Genomic DNA, 22,870 nt, shown 5'->3' with positions numbered 1-22,870 from the left:
AAAATACTCCGGGGGAGTCGCCCGTCAGGGCGACGGGGGCAGAGCCCCCGCCGGCGCGCGCCGCCACGCTAGGGTATGTCCGGGAAGCTCGAAACCAGTGCCCACTTTCGAGCGACATGCACTCCCTTTCCAGTCGCATGTCCGAGAAGCTCAAAACCGGTTCCCACTTTTGAGCGACATGCTCTACCGCCGGCGGTATCTCTGCCACAGCCAGATCACCAGCATCGCGCCCAGAACCGCGCCGACGAACCCCGACAGCATCCCCATCACCGACAGCAGCAGCCGCAGCACCAGCCCGCCCAGCAGCGCCCCCGCAATGCCGATGAACATGGTGGTGGGAATGTCCGCTTCGATCTTCGTCAGCCGTGTGGCAAGAAAACCGGCCGCGGCGCCAATGATGATGAGAGCAACGACATTGATCATGCGGCAACCTCACTTCTTCCAGCGCGTCGGCACGATCACCAGCGCCCCCACCGACGAGATGATCGCATCCAGCCCCGGCGAACCGAACCCGACCCCGAACATGATGCGGACGAAGTAGAACAGGAACGCACCGCCCACGCAGATGACGATCGACGGCAGAACGCCGTTGCGCGTGAACCCGGTCCTCTCGGACAGGTAACCGACGATCCCGGCAATCACCACCGTGCCCATCAGGGTCAGGAACATGGATCCTCCCTCTCGCCAAGCCGCACGCCCGGCGCCACCGGCCAGCCGCGCAGGAAGCTGTCCGCATCCTGCACCGACCGCCCCGCCCTCTGCAGGCGGGTCAGCCGCACCGCGCCCGCGCCGCAGGCAACCTTCAGCCGCGCGTCCAGCACCTCGCCCGGCGCACCTTCGCCCGCCTCCAGCCGCGCGCCCAGAATCTTCACCCGCTCACCGCCGATCATCGTCCAGGCGCCGGGAAAGGGCGACAGGCCGCGGATCAGCCGGTCCACCTCGATCGCGGGGCGGGTCCAGTCCAGCCGCGCCTCGACCTTGTCGATCCTGGCGGCATAGGTGACGCCCTCCTCGGGCTGGGGCACGGGCGTCAGATCGTCCAGCCGCGCCAGAGCCTCGACGATCAGCTCGGCCCCCATCGCCGAAAGCCGGTCGTGCAGCTCTCCGGCGGTTTCCTCGGCCCCGATCGGCGTGGCGCGGCAGAGCAGCACCGGCCCGGTGTCCAGCCCCGCCTCCATCTGCATGATGCAGATGCCGGTCTCCCGGTCGCCGGCCATGATCGCCCGCTGGATCGGTGCCGCCCCGCGCCAGCGCGGCAGCAGGCTGGCATGGATGTTCAGGCACCCCCGCCGCGGCGCATCCAGAATCGCCTGCGGCAGGATCAGCCCGTAGGCCACCACCACCGCCACATCGGCACCGAGGGCAGCAAACTCAGCCTGCACCTCCCGCGGCTTCAGAGAGACCGGATGCCGCACGCGCAGCCCCAGCGCCTCGGCCCGCCGCTGCACCGGCGAGGGGCGCTCCTTCTTTCCCCGCCCGGCCGGGCGGGGGGGCTGGCAATAGACCGCGGCAATGTCGTGCCCTGCCGCCACCAGCGCATCGAGCACCGGCACCGAGAAGTCGGGCGTTCCCATGAAGATCACGCGCATCGCTTTCCTCCGGCTTCGGCGCCGCCCGCATCCGCGACGCGCCGCCATGTGTTCAGCCCTGACCGGCCAGCTTGCGGGCCTTGCGCAGCAGCATGTCGCGTTTCACCCGTCCCAGCCGGTCGAAATACATCTTTCCGTTCAGATGGTCGATCTGATGCTGCACGCTGGTCGCCCACAACCCAACGAGATCGCGCTCGACCGTGGCGCCGCGCTCGTCCAGCCAGCGCACCGTCACCGCGCGGGGGCGTTCGACCACCGCCGAGACGCCGGGCAGGTTCGGGCTGGCCTCCTCATGGGCGCGCAGCTCGATGCTGGCATGCAGGATCTCGGGGTTGGCCATGCGCAGCGCGCGGCCCCGCTCGGCCGAGGCATCCACCACCGCCAGCCGCAGCCCCACCCCGATCTGCGGGGCGGCCAGGCCGACGCCGGGCATCGCCTCCATGGTGTCGATCATGTCCTCCCAGATGCGGCGGATGTCGTCGGTGATCGCTTCCACCGGGGCCGCGCAGACTCGTAGGCGCCGGTCGGGCCAGCGCAGGCAGCGCCGCACCGTCATGCCCCGCCCCGCGCGAGATACGCGTCCTCCAGTTCCGCCCGCAGCGCCTCGCCGATCCGGTCGAAGATCACCACCCCATCGAGATGGTCGATCTCGTGCTGGATGCAGCGGGCCTCAAACCCGTCGAAATCGGCCATGTGGATGTCGCCGTCGGGCGCCGTCCACTGCACCGTCACCGCCTTGTGCCGCGTCACCGGCACCGGCACGCCGGGGATCGACAGACAGCCTTCCTCACCCGTGACCGGCACCCGCTCGGCCGCGATGACCACCGGGTCTATCATCGCCAGCGGCGCGGGCTCGCCCTCCTTCCAGCCGCAATCCATGACGAAGACCCGCTTCATCACTCCGATCTGCGGCGCCGCCAGGCCCCGCCCCTGCGCCGCATACATGGTGTCGAACAGATCCGCGACCAGCCCTTCGGGCAGTTCGTCGCCCGCCGGCGCGCAGCGCTGCGACAGGCGCGGATCGGGCCAGCGCAGGACCGGGCGGACACTCACGCCGAGGCCCTTGCCCGCTCGCGCTTGAGCTTGATCATCTTGCGGGTGATCATCTGCCGCCTGAGCGGTTTGAGGTAGTCGATGAAGAGCTTTCCGTTCAGGTGGTCGATCTCGTGCTGCACGCAGGTGGCCCAGAGCCCGGTGAACACCTCGCGCTGCGGATTGCCGTCGCGGTCGATCCATTCCATCTCGACCTCGGCCGGGCGGGTCACGTCGGCATACTGATCGGGAATCGACAGGCAGCCCTCTTCGTAGGTGCTGGTTTCGTCAGACGCGGCCAGGATTTCAGGGTTGAACATCGCCAGCGGCCGCGGGGCGGCACCTTCCTCCTTCACGCAGTCGAGCACGATCAGGCGGCTGAGCACCCCCACCTGCGGCGCCGCCAGCCCGATGCCCGGCGCGTCATACATGGTCTCCAGCATGTCGTCTGCCAGCCGGCGCAGATCGTCGGACAGGTCGGGCACCGGCGCGCAGACCTTCTTCAGCCGGGGATCGGGATGGATCAGGATGTTTCGTTTCATGCCACGGGATGTAGGCGAAAGCCGCGCCCATCGCAACGGTATCGGCGCATGGGGCGGCAGGGGCTGCCCCCCTTGCGCCCCCTTGCGCCCGCCGCCAATCCCGCTAGCCTGCGCCCGCATCGCGCAGGAGAGACCACATGAGCTTCGATTTCGACGAGATCATCGAACGCCGCGGCACCGGTTCCTCGAAATGGGACCGGATGGAAAAGATCTATGGCGTGCCCGCGGAGACCGGATTGCCCATGTGGGTGGCCGATACCGATTTTCGCGCGCCCCCGGTGGTGCTGGAACGCCTGCGGGCGCTGACCGATCACGGCATCTTCGGTTATGTCAATGTCGAGGCCGAATACCGCGCCGCCATCGGCTGGTGGATGCAGACCCGCCACGGCTGGCACGTCGCGCCCGAGTGGATCTTCACCACCACCGGGCTGGTGAACGGGGTGGGCATGTGCCTTGACACCTTTACCCGGCCGGGCGACGGGATCGTCCTGTTCACGCCGGTCTATCACGCCTTTGCCAAGGTGATCCGCGCGGCCGGGCGGCGGGTGGTGGAATGCCCGATGCCGATCGAGGAGGGCAGATATGTCATGGATTTCGACCGCTGGGACAGCCTTCTGGACGGGTCCGAGCGCATGGTGATCCTGTGCTCGCCGCACAATCCGGGCGGCCGCGTCTGGACCCGCGACGAGCTGCGCGGCGTGGCCGATTTCGCCCGCCGGCACGACCTGATCCTGATCTCGGACGAGATCCACCACGATATCGTGTATCCGGGTCATCACCACATCCCGATGCCGCTGGCCGACCCGTCGGTGCAGGACCGGCTGGTCATGCTGACCGCGCCTTCCAAGACCTTCAACGTCGCCGGGCTGCATACCGGCAATGTCATCATTCCCGACGATGCCCTGCGCGCCCGCCTTGCCGCCCGGATGGAGGCGCTGAGCCTCGCCCCAAACTCGGTCGGGCAGTTTGTGGCCTGCGCCGCCTATTCCCCCGAAGGGGCCGAGTGGGTCGATGCTCTGGTGCGCTACCTCGACGGCAACCGGCAGCTGTTCGATGCCGCCATTGCCGAAATTCCGGGGCTGACCTCGATGCTGCTGGAATCGACCTTTCTGGCCTGGGTGGACTTTTCCGGCACCGGCATGACGCGCGAGGAGTTCACCGCGCGGGTCGAACGCGACGCCCGGATCGCCGCGAATCACGGCCCCAGCTTCGGCACCGGGGGCGAAAGCTTCCTGCGGTTCAACTTCGGCACCCAGAGGGCGCGCGTGCAGGAGGCCTGCGAGAGGCTGAAATCCGCCTTCGCGGATCTCCAGTAGGCAGGGGGAACGCCGCGCCCCGTCAGTGCCCGATCAGGGCCACCGGCGCATCCGGGTCGCGGTAGAAATCGGTCGGCGCCCGGTCGTCGGCAATGGTGCTTCGCTTGAATTCGAACAGAACTTCACCGCCCTCTTCGCCCGCGGCGACGATCAGGCACTGGCAGAGATGCACCTCGCCGTCATAAAGATCGACCAGACCGCGCAGATGCGCGGCCGTCTCCGACTCGACCGAGAAACCGTCGCGCCACAGACGCAGGACCGGATGAAACACGCCATCGGCCAGCACGCGCAGCCGGCTGACCTTCCTGAGCCCCTTGAGGCGCGCGGCTTCCAGCGCGGCGCGCACCTCGTCCGAAACGAATGTGGACATGACGAAACCCTCGATACCCCAGCAGCCCCTTCAGCCTGTCGCAGAGCGGCATTCCGAAGCAACGCAATTATCGCTAACAAATCGTAACAACGGCGCAACAAAATGACTCAGGTGCGAAAATGCCACGCCGACCTGCCGGCACCTGTGCGCCAGCGCAGGATCTGCGCGCGCCTGCGCATGTGGTCCCTCGCCCGCCCGCGGGCTAGCCTGAGCATGGTCAGGGAAAGGGAGTGCCATGGGCAGAATGATCGATGGAATCTGGTACCGCGAAGATCATTTCGATACCGCGGTGGACGGGGAATTCCGCCGCAAGGAGTCCCGTTTCCGCAACTGGATCACGCCGGACGGCCGCGCCGGACCGACGGGCTCAGGCGGTTTCGCGGCGGAATCAGGGCGTTATCACCTGTATGTCAGCCTTGCCTGTCCGTGGGCGCACCGGACGCTGATCTTCCGTGTTCTCAAGGACTTGCAGGAACACATCTCGGTTTCGGTCGTGCATCCCGACATGCTGGACGACGGGTGGACCTTTGCGACCGATTTCGATGGCGCAACCGGCGACCCCCTGTTCGGCAGCCGCTTTCTGCGCGACATCTACACCCGCGCCGATCCCCGCTATACCGGCCGCGTGACCGTTCCGGTGCTGTGGGACAGAAAGACCGGCACCATCGTTTCGAACGAAAGTTCCGAAATCATCCGGATGTTCAATTCCGCCTTTGACGGCATCACCGGAAATACCGACGACTACTGGCCCCGGGATCTTCGCGACAGGATCGAAGAGGTGAACCGCCGGATATATGAAACTGTCAACAATGGCGTCTACAAGTGCGGATTTTCCACGAGTCAGAAATCATATGACGCCGCAATCGATCCGCTTTTCGAATCGCTCGACTGGCTGGAGAGCCACCTTTCCGCCAATCGCTACCTTCTGGGAGACCGCCTGACCGAAGCCGACTGGCGCCTCTTTCCGACGCTGGTCCGCTTTGACCCGGTCTACGCCATCCATTTCAAGTGCTGCCGCCGCAGGGTCGTCGATTATCCGAACCTGTGGGCCTGGACGCAGGAACTCTACCAGTGGCCGGGCGTGGCCGGGACGGTCAATCTCGATCACATCGTACGCCACTATTACTTCAGCCACGTCAGCATCAACCCGCGCCGGATCGTGCCGTCGGTACCACGGCCCGATCTTCTGGCCCCGCACGGGCGCGGCTAGCGCGGCGCGGCGTAGTGTTCGACCATGGCGGCAAGATCCTCGGGCGGGGTTCCGGCCGGAACATAGGCGCAGGCGTTCTGGCTGTGGGCAAAGATCGACCCGTCCGAGAAAAAGCTCGTGTTGGTGACGAAGATCACCCGCGCCTCGGGCCGGCGGTAGCTGGCGAAATCGGATACCGCCAGCGCGCTGCCATGTTCGAGGACGAGGTCGAGAACGATGATGTCAAAGGCCGCCCCGTAGAGCGCGAGAATCGCCGCTTCCTGTCCGCGGACCAGCGTCACCTCGGCCCCCTGGCGTTCCAGATGGCGTTGCCACAGGGCGCCAAGATCCGGGTTGCTTTCGACAATGAGAACCTTCATCCGATTCTCCGTGCGTTCTGACGGGCACACGATTTGCTCCTCCCCCGTCCGGTCTTGTGCCCAATACCCTAACAAATGCTTAACTGCATCCGTTCTCCGGCGGATCGACGGGGGATGACTTGAAACAGGGGCGGGAATCCGCTTGAAGCAGCACCGTCTTCGTGAGGAATCCCATGCCCGCAGCGCCCAGGCTTTCCCCGCTTCCGGCCCGCGACCATGGCGGCGGGCTGGATGACGCCATCGCCCGGTTCGGCGGCAGCCGGGCGGACTGGATCGACCTGTCCACCGGCATCAACCCCGTGCCCTGGCCCGTTTCGGGCCTCACCGATCAGGACTGGACCGCGCTGCCCGACCGCGCCGCGCAGGAAGCCCTGATCCGCGCCGCCCGCGCCTTCTGGAAACTGCCCGAGGGCGCCGGGATCCTGCCCGCTCCAGGCGCCTCGGCGCTGATTGCGCGCCTTCCCGCGCTGGCGCCTCCGGGCCGCGTCCACATCACCGCCCCCACCTACAATGAACACGCCGCCGCCTTTGCCGCGCAGGGCTGGAGCGTGGTTTCCGCCCCCCCCGCCGAGGCCCGCGTGCTGGTCCACCCCAACAATCCTGACGGCCGGCTGTGGAGCGAGGCGGATGCCGAGGCGGATCTGTGCATCATCGACGAAAGCTTCTGCGACGTGACACCGGGGCGCAGCCTGATCCGGCTGGCGACCCGGCCCGGCTGCGTGGTGCTGAAAAGCTTTGGCAAGTTCTGGGGGCTGGCCGGGGTGCGACTGGGCTTTGCCATTGCCGCTCCGGGCACGCTGGGGGCACTGGCGGAGCTGCTTGGGCCTTGGGCGGTGTCCGGGCCGGCCTTGCGCATCGGCACGGCGGCGCTGCGCGATGTCGGCTGGGCCGAAACCACCCGTGCGCGGCTGGCAACGGCCAGCGCCCAGCTGGATCGGATCATGCAGCGCGCCGGCGCCCGCCCGCTGGGCGGAACGACACTGTTTCGCCTGTACGAGGTGGACGATGCCCGGGCCTGGCAGAAGCGCCTGGCCCGCCGCCAAGTCTGGAGCCGCATCTTCCCCTGGTCGTCCACCCGGCTGCGGCTGGGCCTGCCCCCCGATCACGGCTGGGACCGGATCGAGGCGGCGCTGTGAGCGGCGCTCTGCTCCTGACCGCCGCGCTGCTGCTGGATGCGGCCCTGGGCGAGCCGAAATGGCTCTGGTCGCGGCTGCCGCACCCGGCGGTGGTGATGGGGCGCGCGGTGGCCCGGCTTGAGAGGCATCTCAACCGCGGGCCGGCCCGGCGTCTGAAGGGGGTGGTGGCGCTTGTCGCCCTGGTCCTGCCGGCGCTGGCGCTGGGCTGGGGGCTTGAACGGCTGGGGCCGGCGGCGACCATACCCGCCGCCGCCATCCTGCTGGCCCAGCGGTCGCTGGTGGAACATGTCCGGGCAGTGAGCGTGGCACTGCGCCGGTCGGTGGATGAGGGACGGCGCATGGTGGCGCGGATCGTCAGCCGCGACTGCCGGCAGATGGACCGGGCGCAGGTGGCACGCGCCGCCATCGAAAGCGCCGCCGAGAACCTCAGCGACGGGGTGGTGGCCCCGGCCTTCTGGTTCCTCGTCGGCGGGCTGCCCGGCCTGGTTGCCTACAAGACGGTCAATACCGCCGACAGCATGATCGGCTATCGCAACGAAAGATATGCCCGCTTCGGCTGGGCCGCGGCGCGGTGCGACGACGTGCTGAATTACATCCCCGCCCGGCTGACCGGGCTGCTGATCGCGGCCCTGACCGGTCGGCTGCGGGATTGGCCCGGGATCGCCCGCGATGCGGCGCGCCACCGTTCGCCCAATGCCGGCTGGCCCGAGGCCGCCATGGCCCGCGCCCTTGGCGTGGCGCTGGCCGGCCCGCGCAGCTATGACGGGCGGGTGCGCGATCTGGCATGGGTCAACGAAGGCGGACGCAAACGGATCGGCGCAGACGAGATCGACCGCGCGGTGTCCATCCTGTGGCGGGTCTGGTTCGGCCTTCTCGTCCTTTCCGTTGCATCGGGGCTGCTGCTGTCGCTAGTCTGAAAGGAGTGGTTCAACGGTTTCAGGACGGTTCGTTCATGCGCCTTTTCGTTCTCTGCATTGCCGCCGCGATTGCCGGCACGCCCGCCCTTTCCCGGTCGCAATGCGGCGGGGCGTTCCCCGACTTCCTGGCCGGCCTGCGGGCCGAGGCAGTTGCCCGCGGCCACGACCCGAAAACGGTCAGGGCCTTCTTCCGCACCGCCCGTCACGACCCCAAGGTGATCCGCGCCGACCGCGCCCAGGGGGTGTTCCAGAAGCCCTTCATCGAATTTTCGCGGCGGCTGATCTCGAAGGACCGTCTTGAACGCGGCCGACGCAATGCCCGCAAATTTTCCGCCCTGTTCGACCGGATCGAATCCGAATACGGCGTCTCGCGGGGCGTCCTTCTGGCCTTCTGGGCGTTCGAGACCGATTACGGCGCCTTCCAGGGCAATTTCAACACCCTCAACGCGCTGGTCACCCTGGCCCATGACTGCCGCCGGCCGGAGCTGTTCCGGCCGCAGGTCTTCGCCGCGCTGGAGCTTTTCGAGCGGGGCGATTTCGACCCGGCAACCACCACCGGCGCCTGGGCCGGAGAAGTCGGCATGGTGCAGCTGCTGCCCCGCGACATCCTCGAAAACGGCGTCGATGGAGACGGCGACGGGCATGTGCGGCTGAAGGACTCGGCACCGGATGCGCTGATGTCGGCGGCGAAGGTGCTGTCCAGCCTGGGCTGGCGGAAGGGAGAGCCCTGGCTGCAGGAGATCACCGTTCCCGGAAACCTGGACTGGTCGCGCACCGGGCTGAATCATGCCATGACGGTCGCCCGCTGGCAGCGGCTGGGCGTGCGCGCCCGCAACGGCCGGCTGGGCCCGCGGAACCTGGAGGCCTCGGTCATCCTGCCGCAGGGGCGCAAGGGCCCGGCCTTCCTCGCCTATCCCAACTTCCGGGTCTATTTCGAATGGAACCGCAGCTTCGTCTACGTCCTGACCGCGGCCTATTTCGCCACCCGGCTTGAGGGTGCCCCGCCCTACCGCCCGGGCAACCCCGACCCGGCGCTGAGCGGCGAGCAGATCAAGGCGCTGCAACGCAAGCTGGTGGCGCGCGGGCACGATGTGGGCGGTATCGACGGTATCCTCGGGGCCAGGACCCGCGCAGCGGTGCAGGCCGAGCAGATCCGCCTGGGCCTGCCGGCCGATGCCTGGCCAACCGCCGACCTGCTACCCCGTCTCTGACGGGGGCGCCGGTCAGCCCGTGCGGCGGAAGGTCAGGTAATGGGGGGTGCGCCCCTCGCGCAGGGCCTTCTGCTCGTAGCGGGTGGGGATCCAGTCCTCCCATGCCTCGCGCCAGTCGCAGGGGCGCTCGGCCAGCCATTCGAAGCCGGCCCGCGGCACTTCCTCGAGCGTCTGGCGGACATAATCGGGTATGTCGGTGGCGACGCGGAAGATGGCGCCGGGCTTCATGGCGCGGGCCAGCGGGCCCAGATGCTCGGGCGTGACGAAGCGGCGGCGGTGGTGCTTCTTCTTCGGCCAGGGGTCGGGATAAAGCAGAAAGGCGCGGGAAATGGAGGCCGCGGGCAGCACGTCCATCAGGTCGCGCACATCGCCGGGATGCACCCGCAGATTGTCCACCCCCGCCCGGCGGATCTTGCCCAGAAGCATGGCCACGCCGTTGATGTAGGGCTCGGCCCCGATGATGGCCACGTCGGGGTTGCGTTCGGCCTGATGCACCATGTGCTCGCCCCCGCCGAAGCCGATCTCGAGCCACACCTCGCGCCCGCCGAAGAGGGCGTTCAGATCCAGCGGCCGGCGCTCGGGGTTGACGTCCCATTCCACCGGCCCGGGAGAGAGCCTCTCCAGATCCTCCTCGAGATAGGTCTTCTGACTCTTCTTGAGGGTCTTGCCACGGATGCGGCCGTAGAAGTTGCGAAAGGGGCGGGCTGGATGGGTCATGGGGCGCCATTTACCCGGCCCGCCGCGCCGGTGCAACGGGGCTGTGGCCGGGGCGGGATTACCCCGGTTTCACGATCCGGTTGCGCAGCACGCCGATCTTCTCGATCTCCAGCTCGACCACGTCGCCCGGCGCCAGCCGCCGGCCCGTCTCAAGCCCGCAGCCGGTGCCCACCGTGCCCGAGCCGATGACCTCGCCCGGATAGAGCGTTTCGCAGGCCGAGACATGGGCAAGGATCGCACCGAAATCATGGTGCATCTCGGCGCTGTTGCCGCCGCCCCAGACCTCGCCGTTCACCCGCGCCTCCATCCGCAGGGAGACGGGGTGGTCCACCTCGTCGGCGGTCAGGATGAACGGGCCCAGCACGTTGCCGGTGTCGAAGTCCTTGCCCTTGGCCGGGCCCAGCTGACCGGGCATCTCGACCATCTGCGCGTCGCGGGCGGAGATGTCGTTGAGGATCGTGTAGCCGAAGATGTAGTCCGGGGCCTTTTCGGCGGGGATGTCCCGGCCCTCGCGCCCGATCACGACGGCCAGCTCCAGCTCGATGTCCAGATGCTCGGAATAGTCCGGCCAGATCACGTCGGCGCCATGGCCGACAAAGGACATGCGGTTGCCCTTGTAATAGATCGGCTGGTCATACCAGACCTGCGGAATGTCGAAGCGCTGCCCGGTCATCTTCTCGGCCTGGGCAAAGCTGTTCTTCAGATGCGCCTCGAACACCAGGCAGTCGCGGAACTGCACCGGCATCAGCGGCGGCAGGAACAGCACATCCTCCACCCTCACCATCGCCCGCCGGTTGGCGCGGCGCAGCAGGTGGTGGGTCATCTCCAGCCCGTAATCGCCCTCGTCGATGACCTTCTGCATGTTGGTGAAGGTGTTGGTCTCATAGCGTGCCAGCTCGGCCGCGCGGTCGAGATCCAGCAGCAGATCATCATCCAGCGCCGCCACCACCTTCACCTTGCCGTCATGGAAAACCGTCCCCAGCCGCATGACCTATTCCTCGAAAATGGCGACCGCGCGGGTAAAGCCGGCGCTGGCGCCCCTGATCTTGTAGGGGAAGCAGGAAATCTCGAACCCGGTGGGGGGCAGACGGTCCAGGTTGGTCAGCTTCTCCATGTGGCAATAGCCGATCTCGATACTGGCCCGGTGCCCTTCCCAGATGATCGAAGGATCGCCCGTTTCCGCCCAGGCCTTCGCCGTAAGCGGGAACGGCGCATCCCAGGACCAGGCGTCGGTGCCGGTCACCCGCACCCCGCGCTCGAGCAGGTAGAGCGTCGCCTCGCGCCCCATGCCGCAGCCCTTCACCAGATAGTCCGGCTCGCCATAGCGCGCGCCGGCCGAGGTATTGACCACCACGATATCGAGCGGCTGCAACTGGTGGCCGATGCGGTCCAGCTCGGCCTCGACATCCTCGGCAGTGACCACATAGCCATCATCGAAATGACGGAAATCCAGCTTCACGCCGGGATTGAAACACCACTCCAGCGGCACCTCGTCGATGGTGATGGCGCGCTCGCCCCCGTTTATCGCGCGGTTCATGGTCGAATGGTGATGCCAGGGCGCATCCAGATGGGTGCCGTTATGGGTGGCGATGCTCAACCGCTCGATCGCCCAGCCCTCGCCACCGGGCAGATCCTCGCGCTTCAGCCCCGGAAAGAAGGCCATGACCTGCTCGGCGGTCCGGTCATGGGTCATGTATTCGATCTCGGGCAGCATGATCGGCGGGTCCGACACGATGCCCGCTTCCAACGGCACGGACAGATCGACATAGCGGCGCGGCATGGTGGCGTCTCCTCCCTCTTGCAGGCGCCCCGAGAATAGGGCCCGTGCCGCCGAGGGCAAGTCCGAGCCGCCCCGGACCGGCCGGGGCGGGGGGCCATGCCGCGTCTGCCCTTCTCCTTCCTGCCCGCACCCCTGCGCCGGCTCAGACGACCAGTATGTCGTCGAGCAGGAAGCCGGTGCCGCCACCGCCCGCCCCGGCAAGGACGAGCATGTCCGTGCCGAAGCTGAAGACGATATCGGTGCCGTCATCCACCGCATGGCTCAGGGCATCGGCGGCGCTGGCGATGCCCAGCCCGCTGTCCAGCCTCAGCGTATCCACGTCATCCTGGAAATCGGTGATCCGGTCCGCCCCGCCGCCGGCGAGGAACACGAAGACATCCCGCCCGGCGCCGCCGGTGAGGGTATCGTCCCCACCGCCGCCGTTCAGCCAGTCCCTGCCCCCGCTACCGGCGAGGACATCGTTGCCGGCCCCTCCGCCGAGGACATCGTTGCCCTTGCCGCCGAACAGCTTGTCCTTGCCCAGGCCGCCCAGCAGCAGATCCCTCCCGTCCTTGCCGAACAGCCTGTCATGGCCCTTGCCGCCATAGGCCCGGTCCCGGCCGGCACCGCCGAACAGCCAGTCACGACCGGCATCGCCGAACAGCCGGTCCGCGCCCCCGAATCCGAGCAGCACGTCGTTCCCGTCATTTCCGCCCAGCCTGTTGTCGGTCGCATTGCCGACCAGCCTGTCATTGCCGGAACCGCCCTCGGCATTCTCGATATAGTTGATGACCTGCCCGCCGACCTTCACGGCCTTGGCGATGCCGATGTTGTTCTTGAGCTCCCCGATGGTGGAATAGTGGCCCGGGCGCAGGTCGATTCTGACCTTGGTGGCCAGGTCGGAGGCATCGATCAAATCCGTCCCCCCCGCATCCCAGATGGTCAGGATGACGTTGCGGAGGGTTCCGTCTCCGCCATCGACCTTCATGCCATCCACCCCGTACTGATAGGCCGTTTCGTCATAGCCGGCGAAATTGTCGCCGAAATAGGTCGTGTTCCCGGTCCGCGTGGTCGTGTTGGCACCGTAAAGCTTCTGAAGCGCCTGGATGTCCAGAACCATCGGGGTCAGCGGCCAGCCCTGCGCATTCAGGGGCTTGCCCGCCTCGCCGGGATGGGGGGCATAGGACATGACCGTCCACTGGTTGTTGTTGCGGGCGTCCCCGGCCGTATTGTTGGGGTCCTCGTTGGGATGATGCAGACCCAGCGCGTGACCCAGCTCGTGCAGATAGGTCTGCCAGCCGGTATGGCCGTAGGTCGTGGACTGGTCCGGGTTGTTGCTGTTGATCCAGAAATCGCCGTGCCTGGTCGGCTTCACCCCCAGCTTGGAAGGCTTGGGGAAATCGGCGACGAAGCCGAAGGTCTCCGTGTCCGCATCGCCCGCCCGGTTGACGAAATCCGCGCTTCCGAAGGTGATGTCGCCGGCAACCACCCCGTTGCGGACCTCGAAGACCCAAAGCCCCGTGACGCCGGTATTGCCGGGCAGATTGTCCAGAGCCAGCAATGAGCTCTGAATCCCCGATTGCGGCAGTTCGAAGAAATCGAGGCCGTTGCCCGCGGTAAAGCCCGCGTGGGCCGGAGTCCCGCCCAGCCCGTTCGATCCGCCGCTGGCATCTCCGGTCGTCCAGTTGATGGATTCATAACGGAAGACGATGTCGAAATCCCCATTGCCCCGATCGTAAAGCTGAAGCTGGAACGAGTTCGTGGGCGAGCTGTGCTGATCATAGTAGCCGACATTGCCCCAGGTAACGGTCACCACGTCCTTCACCGGGTCCACATCCACATAGATCGGCGAGCCCGCCCGCGTATCCACATCCGCCCAGAACGGCGCGATCATCGGCATGCCGCCCGCCGAGATCGCCGTCGGCGTATAGGTCGAGATGCCGCCGCCGAAGGAGATGCTGCCATTGGTGTTCACATAGACCGACGTCCCGGTATAGGTCTGGCCGAAGAAGTTGAGGCCGTCTTCGAACACCGCCGAGAAATCATAGGCGGTGAAGCCGTCGTCATTGGTCGGCACTGCCGTCCCGCCGGCCGGTACCAGCCGCCCGTCGCCAGTCACCGGCGTGCCCACCCCGCCTCCGGCGGTGCCGGTGATGGTCCCGGGCACCAGATTGACATTGGCAACCTCGTTCCAGGCATCGATCGCCATGTAGGTCAGGGCGCGCTCGGCCACGGTCATGCTGAAATTGCCGTTCAGCGGAATGAACGAGCCCTTGTCGATCTTCCACGCATCCACCGTGCCATCGCCATTGGTGTCCTTCTTCGGATAGTAGGCGGGCATGGTAGCGCCCAGAAACGAATAGGTGATCCGCCCGCTGCCGTCATGCCAGCCGGTGGCTCCTCCAACCAGCAGAGACTGAAAGTTCGTCGCCATGTCTTACCCCCTTTCCCGGTCAAAACCGGTTATCCCTGTCAAGCGGGTACCGACCGATAAACGCATTGCCCACACAACAGCGAAAGACGGTTTCAGAGGAAAAACCGCTCAGGATCTCGCCGATCCGCTCCATGTCCACCGCCTTTCCGCGTGAACATTGGCGGAATATCCTCTCGATTGTTTCCAGATGATCGGTTCTTGTGGGGCATCTCACGCGCGCGATGCAGACGGGTGCGGACAGTTCGAACAGGCGGGAGCAACCGTCCCGTACCTCTGATTCCGCATGTTCGGCCGCAAACACTGGCAATGAAAACAACAAGATGCCGATTGCGACCGAAACTTGCCGCGGACCCGGTTTCTCAAACAGGAGCAACATCGCACGACTCGTCGGTACTACCTTGAAATTTTACCGGCGACGCCGCACGCGGTCCACGAATCTTCCCGGTCCGTCCTCTACAGAGGATGGTAGCGGGTTGCGCGACACGGGCCGCGAATTTCTGTCCTAACCTGCCTTCTCGACCCTGACGGCGGCGAACTTGAATTCGGGAATCTTGCCATATGGATCCAGCGCGGGGTTGGTCAGGAGGTTGGCGGCGGCCTCGACATAGGCGAAGGGCAGGAACACGGTGTCGGGGGCCACGGCGCGGTCTGCGCGCACCATGACCTCGACACTGCCACGCCTTGTGGTCAGCCGCACCATGTCGCCCGCCTCCAGCCCCATCCCGCACAGCGTTGCCGGATGCATCGAACAGCTGGCCTCGGGCTCCACCGCATCCAGAACATGCGCCCGCCGCGTCATCGAGCCCGTGTGCCAGTGCTCAAGCTGCCGCCCCGTGATCAGCACCAGGGGATAGTCGGCATCCGGCAGCTCGTCGGGGGCCGACAGTCGGGCCGGAGCAAAGCGCGCCCGCCCGCCCGGACGCGGAAACCCGTCGCCGAACACCACCACCTGCCCCGGATCGTCGGGCGAAAGCGAGGGATAGGTGACGGCTCCTTCGCGCTCCAGCCGCTCCCAGGTGATGTTGTCGAGCGAGCCCATGCCGCGCTTCATCTCGGCAAAGACCTCGCGCGGGTGGGCATGGGACCAGTCCAGCCCCAGCCGCTTGGCCAGATCGGTGATGATCCGCCAGTCCTCGCGCGCCTCGCCCGGCGGCGACACGGCAGGGCGGCCCATCTGCACCTGCCGGTTGGTGTTGGTCACGGTGCCGGCCTTTTCGGGCCAAGCGCTGGCGGGCAGGATCACATCGGCGAACATGGCGGTTTCGGTCAGGAAGATGTCCTGCACCACCAGATGCTCAAGCTTCGCCAGCGCGGCGCGGGCATGTTCCGCGTCCGGGTCCGACATGGCCGGGTTCTCGCCCAGAATATACATGCCGCGGATCGCGCCGGCATGGATCGCATCCATGATCTCCACCACGGTCAGGCCCTTCTCGGCGCTGAAATCGTCGCCCTTCCACACGCCGCCCCAGATCTCGGTGAAACGGCGGCGGGCAGCGGCGTCGGTCACGCTCTGATAATCGGGCAGGAACATCGGAATCAGCCCCGCATCCGAGGCCCCCTGCACGTTGTTCTGGCCCCGCAAGGGGTGCAGCCCGGTGCCGGGCCGACCCACATTGCCGGTCATCAGCGCCAGATTGATGAGACAGCGGGCATTGTCGGTACCATGCACATGCTGGCTGACCCCCATGCCCCAGAAGATCATCCCCGCCCTGCCTTTCGCGAAGGTGCGAGCGGCGGCGCGCAACTCCTCGGCCGGGATGCCGCAATGCGGGGCCATCTTCTCGGGCAAAAAGGCCTTCAGATGTTCCCGCATCGCCTCCCAGTTCTCGGTAAAGCGGGCGATGTAGTCGGCGTCGAACAGCTCTTCCTCGACGATGGTCGCCATCATCGCGTTGAGCAGCGCCACATCCGAGCCGGGGCGGAACTGCAGCCGGTGCGCCGCGAACCGTCCCAGCCCGACGCCGCGCGGATCGGCCACGATCAGCTTGCCGCCCCGGCGCGCGAACTGCTTGAAATACGTCGCCGCCACAGGGTGGTTCTCGACGGCATTGGCGCCGATCACCAGCGCCACGTCGGCGTTCCCGATCTCGTTGAAGGTGGCGGTGACCGCGCCCGAGCCCACGTTCTCCAGCAATGCGGCCACCGAGGAGGCATGGCACAGCCGCGTGCAGTGATCCACGTTGTTGTGGCCGAAACCCTGGCGGATCAGCTTCTGGAACAGATAGGCCTCTTCGTTGGAACATTTCGCGCTGCCGAAACCGGCCACCAGGCGCCCGTCCACCTCGCGCAGCCGGGCCAGGCCCTGCGCGGCGACGTCCAGCGCCTCGTCCCAGTCCGCCTCGCGAAAATGGCTGAGCGGATCGCCCGGATCCACGTTCATGCCCTTGGGCGCGCCCGCGCGCCGGATCAGCGGCTTCGTCAGCCGGTGGGGGTGGTGCACATAGTCGAAACCGAACCGCCCCTTGACGCAGAGCCGGCCCTCGTTGGCCGGACCGTTCAGCCCCACCACCTCGCGGATGCGCCCGTCCCTGACCCTGAATCCGACCTGGCAGCCCACCCCGCAGAAGGGGCAGACGCTGGCCACCTCGCGGTCGAAACCGGCGCTGTCGCCGTGCCGCGCCGCGTCCAGCAGCCCCGCCGGCATCAACGCACCCGTGGGGCAGGCCTGCACGCATTCGCCGCAGGCCACGCAGGTGGACAGGCCCATCGGGTCGCCCTGGTCGAAGGCGATCAGCGCCCCGAAACCCCGCCCCGACAGGCCGATCACGTCGTTGCACTGCACCTCGCGGCAGGCCCGGACGCACAGGGTGCAGTGGATGCAGGCATCCAGATTGACCGCCATCGCCACATGGCTGTCATCGGCGGCCGGCACCTCCTGCGACGGGCGCCGGGGAAAGCGGCTGTCCTGCACGCCGGCGACGCGCTTCATGGCGGCGAAATGCGACGAGGCATCATGCGCCGCCTCGGGCTGATCGGCGGCCAGCAGCTCGATCACCAGTTCCCGGGCCTTGCGTGCCCGGGCGCTTTGCGTGCGCACCACCATGCCGTCCTCGACCGGGCGGATGCACGAGGCCACCAGCGTGCGTTCGCCCTCGACCTCGACCATGCAGGCGCGGCAGTTGCCGTCGGGACGATAGCCGGGGGCCGGCCTGTGGCACAGGTGCGGGATCACCAGACCACCGCCGCGCGCCGCCTCCCAGATGGTGGTTCCCGCCGGCACGGTGACCTTTTCGCCGTTCAGGGTGAAGGTGACGTTCCCTGGCTGTCCGCTCATGGTCACAACTCCTCCCCGAAATGCCGCATGGCCAGCCGGATCGAGTTCGGAGCCGCCTGCCCCAGCCCGCAGATCGAGGCATCCTCCATCACCTGGCACAGATCCTCCAGCAGCGCCCGGTCCCAGCGGTCGGCCTGCATCAGCTGCACCGCCTTGGCGCAACCGACCCGGCAGGGCGTGCACTGGCCGCAGCTTTCATCGGCGAAGAAGCGCAGCATGTTCAGCGCCGCCTCGCGCACCGAATCGCGATCCGACAGCACCACCACCGCGGCCGAGCCGATGAAGGATCCGTGCGGTTGCAGCGTGTCGAAATCGAGCGGCACGTCGGCAAGGCTGGCCGGCAGGATCCCCGAGGACGGCCCGCCGGGCTGATAGGCCCTGAACACATGCCCCTCGGCCATGCCGCCGGCGGCCGCGATCACATCCGCGATGGTCGAGCCCGCCGGCAGCACATAGACCCCCGGCTTCGCCACCCGCCCCGAGACCGAATAGCTGCGCAGGCCCTTGCGGCCGTTCTTCTCGACCCCGGCCAGCACCTCCGGCCCCTCGCGGCAGATCCGCGCGGCCCACAGCAGCGTCTCGACATTGTTGACCAGCGTCGGCCGGCCGAACAGCCCCACCTGCGCCACATAGGGCGGGCGGTGGCGAGGCAGCCCGCGGCGCCCTTCGATCGACTCGATCATCGCCGATTCCTCGCCGCAGATATAGGCCCCCGCACCCCGGCGCAGCTCGATATGGCCGGGGGCGGCAAGGCCCGCGGCTTCGAGCGCGGCGATCTCGCGGCTCAGGATCTCGCGCACCGCCGGGTATTCGTCGCGCAGGTAGATGAACACCTTCTCGGCCTCGATCACCCAAGCGGCGATCAGCGCGCCTTCAAGAAACAGATGCGGCGCACGCTCAAGATACCAGCGGTCCTTGAAGGTGCCCGGCTCGCCCTCGTCGGCATTCACCGCCAGATAGCGCGGCCCCGGCTCGGCCCGCACCAGCTGCCATTTGCGCCCGGTGGGAAAGCCCGCCCCGCCCAGGCCCCGCAGCCCCGAGGCCAGCAGGGTTTCGCAGACGGCCCCCCGATCGCCTTCCCGGCGCAGGCGCGCCAGCCTGTCATGGCCGCCCCCCGCGCGGTAGGCGTCAAGGCCCTCGTAATCGGGGAGCACCGGCGAGAAATCCCCGCCCGCGATCACCGCCTGCACCGCCTCGGGCGTGGCCCGATCCACATGGCGGTGCCCCACCTCGGCAACCGGCGCCGCATCGCAGCGGCCCATGCAGGGCGCGCGCAGCACCCGCACCCGCGCCGGATCCAGCCCCGAGGCGAGCGCCTCGCGCAGGGCCTTCGCGCCGGCCATCTCGCACGAGAGCGAATCGCACACCCGGATGGTCAGTTCGGGCGGCGGCGTCTCGCCCTCGCGCACCACGTCGAAATGGGCGTAGAAGGTGGCGACCTCGTAGACCTCGGCCTGCGAAAGCCGCATCTCGGCCGCCAGCGCCGCAAGGTGATCGGCCGAGAGATGCCCGTATCGGTCCTGAACAAGGTGCAGGAACTCGATCAGGAGATCGCGCCGGCGGGGACGATCCTCCAGAAGCCCCCGGACATCCGCCAGCGCCCCATCCGAATACTGGCGCCCCTTCGGCGTCCGCCGGCCACGTCCGCGACCGGATTTCCACACGCCCCTGTTGCCGTCCAAAGGTGCCATGACTCCCTCCAAGCCTCGCGCGCAGCCCGCGCCCGTTCCGCATAGCGCCGAACGGGAAGCGGAACTTGCCGGATAACGAACACTTCACACCCTAAAGGCGTCACGCCGGCGCGCAATGCCCGATCGGATCCGCAACCGATGCCGGGCAACCGGAAAACATTTTTCCTGGACGTACCTTTGTCCGCCGCACCTATTGGCTTGGTTATCCGATCATATTAGAATATTGGAATGAAACACAGCTGCTGGCAGGACATCCCATGAAAAAAGTCATTCTCGCCCGTCTTTCGACCATTCCGTTTGCCGGGGTCCGGCCCGATCTGGTCACCTCGGGCATGATTACCGAGCGCGACGTGGCCGTGGATGACGGCAAGGTGGTGATCTCGGTCAACGTCCCGGAGGGGTTCCAGGGCGATCTGGTCGAGCTCAAGCAGCTGATCGAGGACAAGCTCTCGGGCATCGAGGAAATCGAGACCCTGCTGGTGGTGATGACCGCCGAGCGTCCCGTGCCCAAGGCCCCCGAGCCGCCGAAGCTGAAAAAGCGCCCGACCGAGGCGCCGGGGCGCGACATGCGCCCCCACAGCGCCGCCATTCCCGGCATCCGCACCATCGTCGCGGTGGCCTCGGGCAAGGGCGGGGTGGGCAAGTCCACCACTGCGGTCAACCTGGCGCTGGCGCTGCGCGGGCTGGGGCTGAAGGTCGGGCTGCTGGATGCGGACATCTACGGCCCCTCGCTGCCGCGGCTGATGAACATCACCGAACGCCCGCAGATCGAGGACGAACGCGTCATCCCGATCGACAAATACGGCATCAGGACCATGTCCATGGGCTTTCTCATGGAAGAGGACAATCCGGTGATCTGGCGCGGCCCGATGGTGGTGTCCGCCCTGATGCAGATGACCCGCGAGGTGGACTGGGGCGAACTGGACGTGATGGTTCTGGACATGCCCCCGGGGACCGGCGACGCTCAGCTGACCATGGCCCAGCAGGTGCCGCTGCAGGGGGCGGTGATCGTCTCGACTCCGCAGGACCTGGCGCTGATCGACGCGCGCAAGGGGCTGAAGATGTTCAAGAACGTGGATGTTCCGATCTTCGGCATCGTCGAGAACATGTCCACCTTCATCTGCCCCCATTGTGGCGGGGAATCGCACATCTTCGGCCATGGCGGGGCCGAGCAGGACGCGCACCGACTGGGCGTGCCCTTCCTGGGGGCAATCCCGCTGGACATGGCGATCCGGGAAAACTCGGACGCCGGCACGCCCATCGTCATGGCCCAGCCCGACGGGCCCCATGCCGCAGCCTATCGCAAGATCGCGCTCAACGTGGCGGCGCGGCTGTTCCCCGAGATGGACGACGACGACTGATCCCGTTCGCCGGACCGCAACGAAAGGGCCCCGAACCGTGGTTCGGGGCCCGTTTTTTTCCCTCTTCCGGCAGTATGCCGGGTCGGCTCAGGCCATGGCCTCCATCGTCTTCATCCCGGCCACACCGCCAAGGACGATGAAGATGAAGGTGATGAGCGATCCGGCCGCCAGCGTGGAAAACCCGGTCACGGCCTGCCCGATCGTGCAGCCCAGCGCCACGACGCCGCCGATCCCCATCATCACCGCGCCGAAAAGATTGCGCAGGGTGTCTTTGGTGTCGGTGAAGGTCGCCAGGTGGAAGCGCCTTTGCGAAACCGCGCCGATGAAGGCCCCGAGCAGGGCGCCCACCGTGGTGGTCACGGCAAAGCTTGGCGCGTCATAAGCGGTGAAGCGCATGAAGAAGTCGATCGAATCGCCGGCCGGCCGGACGTAGCTGAGCGAAGCCAGCAGCGGGCGGTCGGCGAATTCGTCGAAGGTGATCGCCGTCAGCAGCCAGCCCGCGAGGACGGACAGGCCCACGCCAAGCCCGGCAATCACATGCCGGGGCGAACTGCGAAACCCGCTGTCCTTGAAGCACCAGACGAGGATGCCGCCGGCGATCGCGATGACCGACAGCAGCTGCGCGGTACCCGGCGACATGCCGGTGATCCACGACAGCATGGTGCTCAGCCGCTGGTCGGGGATGCCCATTTCGGTCAGATTCGTGGTCATGGCTCCGACCACGGCCACCCGCGTCGGCCCGAACAGCCCGCCGATGGTCATGTAGGCCGATCCGCCGATCAGCCACAGGACGATCAGTGACCGAAGATCGCCGCTTCCGGCGCGCACCAGGTTCCGCGACACGCACCCGCCCGCGAACACCATGCCCACGCCGAAGATGAAACCGCCCAGGATGTGGCCGCCCCAAGTGAAATTCGGCGACACGTACATGCTGTTGGTCATGTCGGCGAGCCCGGTCAGGTCGATGAAGAACACGCCGATCATGGCCACGGCGCCGGCCATCACCCACGACCGGAAGCGGCGATAATCACCAAAGGTCAGGATGTCGGAAATCGACCCCATGGTGCAAAAATTGGTGCGCTGGACGATGAACCCGAACGCTGCGCCTATCAGAAGGCCCCCCCAAAGAATCCAGGTCGCAGCGTTCTCGACTGCGGCTTCCCTCAAAGTTTCCATCACGACTGCGGCTCCCTGTTGGCCGGGCCGGCGACGGCCCGGCGATTGTCGTTGTCCCGGCTGATCCGGGATTCACAATCACGTATTAGCATATTTGCGTATGTATATAGCAAGAATATTTCCACCTCGTCCATGGCAGCGCAACAAAGGCCTGGCGCAACGCCGCCCACGGAAATGTGCGGGCAATGTTTGCTTGACCGGAAGGTGAACATTCAATTATGCTAATATGACTGATCAGGCGTCGCGATCGTGGGAGGAGAAAAGATGCTGGATGCCGCGCAGCTGGAAAACAGCAAGAGCATGTCGATCATCGTGACCAAGGGGTCGCTGGACTGGGCCTATCCGCCTTTCATCCTTGCCTCGACCGCGGCGGCGATGGACATGGATGTGACCCTGTTCTTCACCTTCTACGGGTTGCCGCTTCTCAAGAAGGACATGGATCCGAAATTCACCACGCTTGGCAACGCGGCCATGGAAATGCCGATGATGGGCATGCACATGCCCATGCCGAACATCGTGGGCATGTTGCCGGGAGTGGGCGCCATGGCCGGCAAGATGATGAAGAACCTGATGGCGAAGAAGGGCGTGGCCCCTCTCGAAGATCTGCGCGAAGCCTGCATGGAACTCGACGTGCGCATGATCGCCTGCCAGATGACGATGGATCTGTTCGAGTATTCCCCCGACGACATGATCGACGGGATCGAGCTGGGCGGCGCGGCCACCTATATCGAAACCGCCTCGAAATCCGACATCAACCTTTTCATCTGACTCTCGAA

General features: G+C 66.7%; 22 protein-coding genes. 7 read left to right on the top strand and 15 right to left on the bottom strand.

The window, feature by feature from the left end; all coding sequences use genetic code 11:
• Nucleotides 1-183 precede the first annotated feature (183 nt).
• From ACZ5CM_RS03370 to def (ACZ5CM_RS03345), 6 genes are read right to left on the bottom strand one after another with little or no spacing between them, the layout of a single operon-like run.
• Entirely contained in the window at nucleotides 184-420 is a 237-nt protein-coding gene (locus ACZ5CM_RS03370) for a GlsB/YeaQ/YmgE family stress response membrane protein (RefSeq protein ID WP_464642470.1), read from the bottom strand.
• A gap of 12 nt (nucleotides 421-432) precedes the next feature.
• On the bottom strand, nucleotides 433-669 hold the full coding sequence (locus ACZ5CM_RS03365; protein ID WP_464641257.1) for a hypothetical protein: 237 nt from the start codon (nucleotides 667-669) through the stop codon (nucleotides 433-435).
• A complete protein-coding gene (gene fmt / locus ACZ5CM_RS03360) occupies nucleotides 660-1,589 on the bottom strand; it encodes a methionyl-tRNA formyltransferase (protein ID WP_464641255.1) in 930 nt (309 codons plus the stop codon). The genes ACZ5CM_RS03365 and fmt overlap by 10 nt, the downstream gene beginning before the upstream one ends.
• A 52-nt stretch (nucleotides 1,590-1,641) precedes the next feature.
• Nucleotides 1,642-2,145, bottom strand: coding sequence for a peptide deformylase (def, locus tag ACZ5CM_RS03355; RefSeq protein ID WP_464641253.1), 504 nt, complete (start codon nucleotides 2,143-2,145; stop codon nucleotides 1,642-1,644).
• Nucleotides 2,142-2,642, bottom strand: a complete 501-nt coding sequence (gene def, locus ACZ5CM_RS03350; protein WP_464641251.1) for a peptide deformylase — start codon at nucleotides 2,640-2,642, stop codon at nucleotides 2,142-2,144. The genes def (ACZ5CM_RS03355) and def (ACZ5CM_RS03350) overlap by 4 nt, the downstream gene beginning before the upstream one ends.
• Entirely contained in the window at nucleotides 2,639-3,163 is a 525-nt protein-coding gene (gene def, locus ACZ5CM_RS03345; protein ID WP_464641249.1) for a peptide deformylase, read from the bottom strand. The genes def (ACZ5CM_RS03350) and def (ACZ5CM_RS03345) overlap by 4 nt, the downstream gene beginning before the upstream one ends.
• Nucleotides 3,164-3,300: 137 nt before the next feature.
• On the opposite strand from def (ACZ5CM_RS03345), the gene ACZ5CM_RS03340 reads away from it, so the two are divergent.
• The gene (locus tag ACZ5CM_RS03340; RefSeq protein ID WP_464641247.1) at nucleotides 3,301-4,479 is read left to right on the top strand and encodes a MalY/PatB family protein; all 1,179 of its coding nucleotides are present in this window, start codon (nucleotides 3,301-3,303) and stop codon (nucleotides 4,477-4,479) included.
• Between the two features lie 22 nt (nucleotides 4,480-4,501).
• On the opposite strand, the gene ACZ5CM_RS03335 is transcribed toward ACZ5CM_RS03340, so the two are convergent.
• The gene (locus tag ACZ5CM_RS03335; protein ID WP_464641246.1) at nucleotides 4,502-4,849 is read right to left on the bottom strand and encodes a hypothetical protein; all 348 of its coding nucleotides are present in this window, start codon (nucleotides 4,847-4,849) and stop codon (nucleotides 4,502-4,504) included.
• Between the two features lie 235 nt (nucleotides 4,850-5,084).
• On the opposite strand from ACZ5CM_RS03335, the gene ACZ5CM_RS03330 reads away from it, so the two are divergent.
• On the top strand, nucleotides 5,085-6,059 hold the full coding sequence (locus tag ACZ5CM_RS03330) for a glutathione S-transferase family protein (RefSeq protein ID WP_464641245.1): 975 nt from the start codon (nucleotides 5,085-5,087) through the stop codon (nucleotides 6,057-6,059).
• Here ACZ5CM_RS03330 and ACZ5CM_RS03325 read toward each other — a convergent pair.
• Nucleotides 6,056-6,418 carry a response regulator transcription factor gene (locus tag ACZ5CM_RS03325; protein ID WP_464641244.1) on the bottom strand — a complete coding sequence of 121 codons (363 nt, stop codon included), beginning with the start codon at nucleotides 6,416-6,418 and terminating at the stop codon, nucleotides 6,056-6,058. The two genes, ACZ5CM_RS03330 and ACZ5CM_RS03325, sit on opposite strands and share 4 nt — an antisense overlap.
• Before the next feature lie 173 nt (nucleotides 6,419-6,591).
• On the opposite strand from ACZ5CM_RS03325, the gene ACZ5CM_RS03320 reads away from it, so the two are divergent.
• From ACZ5CM_RS03320 to ACZ5CM_RS03310, 3 genes are read left to right on the top strand one after another with little or no spacing between them, the layout of a single operon-like run.
• Nucleotides 6,592-7,554: a threonine-phosphate decarboxylase gene (locus tag ACZ5CM_RS03320; RefSeq protein ID WP_464641243.1), complete on the top strand. Its 963-nt coding sequence runs from the start codon at nucleotides 6,592-6,594 to the stop codon at nucleotides 7,552-7,554.
• On the top strand, nucleotides 7,551-8,471 hold the full coding sequence (gene cbiB / locus ACZ5CM_RS03315; protein ID WP_464641241.1) for an adenosylcobinamide-phosphate synthase CbiB: 921 nt from the start codon (nucleotides 7,551-7,553) through the stop codon (nucleotides 8,469-8,471). The genes ACZ5CM_RS03320 and cbiB overlap by 4 nt, the downstream gene beginning before the upstream one ends.
• A gap of 35 nt (nucleotides 8,472-8,506) precedes the next feature.
• Entirely contained in the window at nucleotides 8,507-9,682 is a 1,176-nt protein-coding gene (locus tag ACZ5CM_RS03310) for a lytic murein transglycosylase (protein WP_464641240.1), read from the top strand.
• A 12-nt stretch (nucleotides 9,683-9,694) separates the two neighbouring features.
• Here the strand turns inward: ACZ5CM_RS03310 and trmB are convergent, their stop codons facing one another.
• From trmB to ACZ5CM_RS03280, 6 genes are all read right to left on the bottom strand, one after another.
• Nucleotides 9,695-10,399, bottom strand: a complete 705-nt coding sequence (gene trmB / locus ACZ5CM_RS03305; RefSeq protein ID WP_464641238.1) for a tRNA (guanine(46)-N(7))-methyltransferase TrmB — start codon at nucleotides 10,397-10,399, stop codon at nucleotides 9,695-9,697.
• Between the two features lie 58 nt (nucleotides 10,400-10,457).
• On the bottom strand, nucleotides 10,458-11,387 hold the full coding sequence (locus tag ACZ5CM_RS03300) for a fumarylacetoacetate hydrolase family protein (RefSeq protein ID WP_464641236.1): 930 nt from the start codon (nucleotides 11,385-11,387) through the stop codon (nucleotides 10,458-10,460).
• A 3-nt stretch (nucleotides 11,388-11,390) separates the two neighbouring features.
• Complete coding sequence (locus ACZ5CM_RS03295; RefSeq protein WP_464641234.1) at nucleotides 11,391-12,179, bottom strand: cyclase family protein; 789 nt, start codon at nucleotides 12,177-12,179, stop codon at nucleotides 11,391-11,393.
• Between the two features lie 142 nt (nucleotides 12,180-12,321).
• Entirely contained in the window at nucleotides 12,322-14,592 is a 2,271-nt protein-coding gene (locus ACZ5CM_RS03290; RefSeq protein WP_464641232.1) for a nidogen-like domain-containing protein, read from the bottom strand.
• A 502-nt stretch (nucleotides 14,593-15,094) separates the two neighbouring features.
• The gene (gene fdhF / locus ACZ5CM_RS03285; protein WP_464641230.1) at nucleotides 15,095-17,866 is read right to left on the bottom strand and encodes a formate dehydrogenase subunit alpha; all 2,772 of its coding nucleotides are present in this window, start codon (nucleotides 17,864-17,866) and stop codon (nucleotides 15,095-15,097) included.
• Between the two features lie 2 nt (nucleotides 17,867-17,868).
• A complete protein-coding gene (locus ACZ5CM_RS03280; RefSeq protein ID WP_464641228.1) occupies nucleotides 17,869-19,557 on the bottom strand; it encodes an NAD(P)H-dependent oxidoreductase subunit E in 1,689 nt (562 codons plus the stop codon).
• Between the two features lie 257 nt (nucleotides 19,558-19,814).
• Between ACZ5CM_RS03280 and ACZ5CM_RS03275 the strand changes: the two genes are divergently transcribed.
• Entirely contained in the window at nucleotides 19,815-20,918 is a 1,104-nt protein-coding gene (locus ACZ5CM_RS03275; RefSeq protein WP_464641226.1) for an Mrp/NBP35 family ATP-binding protein, read from the top strand.
• Nucleotides 20,919-21,005: 87 nt separating this feature from the next.
• Here ACZ5CM_RS03275 and ACZ5CM_RS03270 read toward each other — a convergent pair whose 3' ends face one another.
• Nucleotides 21,006-22,094, bottom strand: a complete 1,089-nt coding sequence (locus tag ACZ5CM_RS03270) for a YeeE/YedE family protein (RefSeq protein ID WP_464642468.1) — start codon at nucleotides 22,092-22,094, stop codon at nucleotides 21,006-21,008.
• 264 nt (nucleotides 22,095-22,358) lie between these two features.
• Between ACZ5CM_RS03270 and dsrE2 the strand changes: the two genes are divergently transcribed.
• Complete coding sequence (dsrE2, locus tag ACZ5CM_RS03265) at nucleotides 22,359-22,862, top strand: sulfur carrier protein DsrE2 (RefSeq protein WP_464641224.1); 504 nt, start codon at nucleotides 22,359-22,361, stop codon at nucleotides 22,860-22,862.
• Nucleotides 22,863-22,870: the final 8 nt, after the last annotated feature.

This window comes from Piezobacter thermophilus (genome assembly GCF_055386745.1).
The sequence above is the reverse complement of the archived record's forward strand: the minus strand, read 5'-3'. Positions and strand labels throughout refer to the sequence as shown.